Source organism: Micromonospora sp. NPDC048909 (assembly GCF_040649635.1).
GTDB lineage: Bacteria > Actinomycetota > Actinomycetes > Mycobacteriales > Micromonosporaceae > Micromonospora.
Window position 1 is genome coordinate 1 of sequence record NZ_JBEZFU010000027.1, and the last position, 3,132, is coordinate 3,132.

The 3,132-nt window shown below is 74.3% G+C and carries 4 protein-coding genes; all 4 read left to right on the forward strand.

Annotation, left to right across the window (positions count from 1 at the left end; all coding sequences use genetic code 11):
- Positions 1 to 133 precede the first annotated feature (133 nt).
- The 4 genes from AB0C04_RS32045 (at position 134) to rplL (ending at position 2,978) form a co-directional block, all read left to right on the forward strand.
- Positions 134 to 949 (forward strand): ATP-binding cassette domain-containing protein, encoded by an 816-nt coding sequence (locus tag AB0C04_RS32045; protein ID WP_357062193.1) that lies wholly within the window; start codon positions 134 to 136, stop codon positions 947 to 949.
- The gene (locus tag AB0C04_RS32050) at positions 946 to 1,635 is read left to right on the forward strand and encodes a hypothetical protein (protein ID WP_357062196.1); all 690 of its coding nucleotides are present in this window, start codon (positions 946 to 948) and stop codon (positions 1,633 to 1,635) included. The genes AB0C04_RS32045 and AB0C04_RS32050 overlap by 4 nt, the downstream gene beginning before the upstream one ends.
- A 357-nt stretch (positions 1,636 to 1,992) precedes the next feature.
- The gene (gene rplJ, locus AB0C04_RS32055) at positions 1,993 to 2,538 is read left to right on the forward strand and encodes a 50S ribosomal protein L10 (protein WP_350871180.1); all 546 of its coding nucleotides are present in this window, start codon (positions 1,993 to 1,995) and stop codon (positions 2,536 to 2,538) included.
- A gap of 56 nt (positions 2,539 to 2,594) precedes the next feature.
- Positions 2,595 to 2,978 (forward strand): 50S ribosomal protein L7/L12, encoded by a 384-nt coding sequence (gene rplL / locus AB0C04_RS32060; protein WP_357062200.1) that lies wholly within the window; start codon positions 2,595 to 2,597, stop codon positions 2,976 to 2,978.
- The last annotated feature ends 154 nt before the right edge of the window (positions 2,979 to 3,132 follow it).

The window sequence follows — 3,132 nt, forward strand, 5'->3', positions numbered from 1 at the left end:
TCTCCCCCCCCCACCCCCCTCTCCCGACTTCTGGGCCGCCGGCCGCGCCGCCCCGCCCCCCCCCCCCCCGCCGGGGCCCCCCCCCGGCGGGCGGCCCCCCCCGGCGCGTCTGAGGTGTGGCAGGCTCGACCGCATGCGGCTGGAGAACGTCTGGTTGCGGTACCACCGGCGCGGGCCGTGGGTGCTGCGGGACGTGCGGGTGCGAATCGGTCCGGGTGAGGTCGCGGTCGTGCTGGGCCGCAACGGGGTGGGCAAGTCGACGCTGCTCCAGGTGGCCGCCGGGGTGCTCCGGCCGGGCCGGGGCCGGGTCACCGAGCGCCCCGCCCGGGTGGGTTGGGTGCCGGAGCGCTTCCCGGCCGACCAGCCCTTCACCGTGGACCGCTACCTCACCGGGATGGCCCGGGTGGCCGGGCTGGGCCGCGCGGCGGCCGACGAGGCGGTGGCGGCCTGGACCGACCGGCTCGGGCTGGCCGCGTACCGCGCGGTCCGGCTGCCGGAGCTGTCCAAGGGCACCGCCCAGAAGGTCGGCCTGGCCCAGGCGATGCTGCGCCCACCCGGCCTGTTGGTGCTCGACGAGCCGTGGGAGGGCCTGGACGCCGCCACCCGCGAGCTGGTGCCCGAGCTCGTCGACGAGGTGCTGACCGCCGGCGGCTCCGTCCTGGTCAGCGACCACCGGGGCGAGACGGTCCGGCTGCCGGGCGCGCACCGGTGGGTGGTCGCCGACGGCACGGTGACCGAGGAGGCGCCACCGGCGGACGAGACGCTCGCCGTGGTCGAGGTCGCGGTGCCCGCCGCGCGGGTCGCCGGCACCGTAGCCCGCCTGCGCGCCGAGGGCCACCAGGTGCTGCGGGTACGCACCGACGCCCGACCCGGCATCCCGCCGGGGCAGGCGGCGACCGGCGACACCGCCGACGTGGTGGTCGAGCGGGCCGCCGGGGAGGCACGATGATCGCCCTGGTGCGGCTGCGGTTGGCCGGTTTCCTGCGTACCGGCCGGGCGCTCGCGCCGCTGCTCGCTGGCCTGGTCGCGCTCGGCACCCTCTACGGCGGCGGCCGGGCCCAGCCGGCCGAGGCGTACGGCGTCTCGGCGGTAGTGCTCTTTCCCGTGCTGGCCTGGCAGACCAAGATCCTGCTGGACGTCGAGCCGGACGTGCAGCGCCGGATGGCCCAGGTCGCGGTCGGTGTCGCCCGGGAACGGCTGGCCGGGCTGCTCGCCGCCACCCTGGCGGCGCTGGTCGCGGTGGCCGTCGCGCTGGTCTTCCCGTGGCTCGTCGGCGGGGTCACCGGCCCGGTCGAGCCGCAGGACCGGTCGGTGCCGGTCGGCGTCGCCCTGGGGCTGTGGGCGCATCTGCTGGCCGTACCCGCCGCGGTGGCCCTCGGGGCGCTGGCCAGCCGGGCGTCGGTCGGCAGTGCCGGGTACGGCGTCGCGGTGCTCGCCCTCGGCGGCGTCGGCGCGGTGGTGCTCGGTCTCAGCGGCTCGGTGGCGCCCTGGCTGGCGCCGCCGATCATGGCCGCCGCCCGGACCACCGCCGGCGACGCCGCCGCGCTCACCCTGCTCGGGCTGACCGCCTGGGCGCTGGCGTGGAGCATCGCCGCGGCCGGCGGCTACCTGTGGCGGCGCCGGGCCCGGGGCTGACCGGACCGGGGACCCGGGCGCTCGGCCGGCGTGGCCGGGAGCACAGGGGGCGATTTGGCGCTGGTGGCGAGGTCGCGTACTCTTCAAACGTCATCCGTGTTGTCATGGATGAGGAACCACCCAGAGACCGCTGGTCACCGTGCTCCGGCACGGTCGAAGGTCCCGCGACGACGGGCGACCCGCGTAGGGCGGCAAGCGTAACTCGGCAGGAAACATGGTCCGCCGACCGTGTCCACCCGCCGGCCCTCGCCCCGTGCGCCCTGCGCCGGGGCTTTTTCGTTGTCGCGATTCCTGAGCTGCCGTCGAGAGCGACCGCTTCCGACGGCGACCAGCCTCGAGCAACGAGAGAGGAGGGACATGGCGGACAAGCCGATCCGGGCCGACAAGGCCACGGCCGTCGCTGAGCTGACCGAGAGCTTCCGCAGCGCGGGTGCCACCGTGCTGACCGAGTACCGCGGTCTGACGGTTTCCCAGCTCACCCAGCTCCGGCGCTCGCTCGGCAAGGAGACCACCTACACGGTCGCGAAGAACACGCTGGCCAAGCGTGCCGCGACGGACGCGGGTATCTCCGGCCTCGACGAGCTGTTCTCCGGTCCTACCGCGCTGACTTTCGTTTCGGGCGACGTCGTCGAGGCGGCGAAGGGGCTTCGCGACTTCGCGAAGGCCAACCCGAAGCTCGTCATCAAGGGCGGCGTCTTCGAGGGCAAGGCCATTTCCGCGGCCGAGGTCACGAAGCTCGCCGACCTGGAGTCCCGTGAGGTGCTGCTGGCCAAGCTGGCCGGCGCGATGAAGGGCAACCTGAGCAAGGCCGCGGCCCTGTTCCAGGCCCCGCTGTCGAAGACCGCCCGCCTGGCGGCGGCACTGCAGGACAAGCGCGAGAAGGAGGGCGCCGAGGCGGCCTGAGGCCTCCCGGCGTACCCAGTTCAGTCTTAGTAACTTACGTTGAAAGGACGCCAGACATGGCGAAGCTCAGCACCGACGAGCTGCTCGACGCGTTCAAGGAGATGACGCTGATCGAGCTCTCCGAGTTCGTGAAGCAGTTCGAGACCACCTTCGAGGTCACCGCTGCCGCCCCGGTCGCCGTGGCCGCCGCCGGTGGCGCCCCGGCCGCCGCCGAGGCGGAGCCGGAGAAGGACGAGTTCGACGTCATCCTCGACGCCGACGGTGGCAAGAAGATCCAGGTCATCAAGGTCGTGCGCGAGCTGACCGGCCTGGGCCTCAAGGAGGCCAAGGACCTGGTCGAGGCCGCGCCGAAGGCCGTCCTCGAGAAGGTCAACAAGGAGGCCGCTGACAAGGCCAAGGCCAAGCTCGAGGGCGAGGGCGCCAAGGTCACCCTCAAGTGACCTGAGCTCCACCTGCGCGTGCCGGCTCAGTGAGCCGGGGCACACACCGCGTCGCGGCGGGCGGCGCGCAGCCGTTGCTGGACGAGCCACGCTCGCGGGCTCAGGCCGAACCGGGCCTGGAAGGCGCGGTGCAGGCTGCGGGTGGACTGCGTGC

Excerpts from the sequence above, each read along its gene's own strand:
- rplL (WP_357062200.1), top strand. The coding sequence starts at position 2,595 with ATGGCGAAGCTCAGCACCGACGAGCTGCTCGACGCGTTCAAGGAGATG.
- rplJ (WP_350871180.1), top strand. The coding sequence starts at position 1,993 with ATGGCGGACAAGCCGATCCGGGCCGACAAGGCCACGGCCGTCGCTGAG.
- AB0C04_RS32050 (WP_357062196.1), top strand. The coding sequence starts at position 946 with ATGATCGCCCTGGTGCGGCTGCGGTTGGCCGGTTTCCTGCGTACCGGC.
- AB0C04_RS32045 (WP_357062193.1), top strand. The coding sequence starts at position 134 with ATGCGGCTGGAGAACGTCTGGTTGCGGTACCACCGGCGCGGGCCGTGG.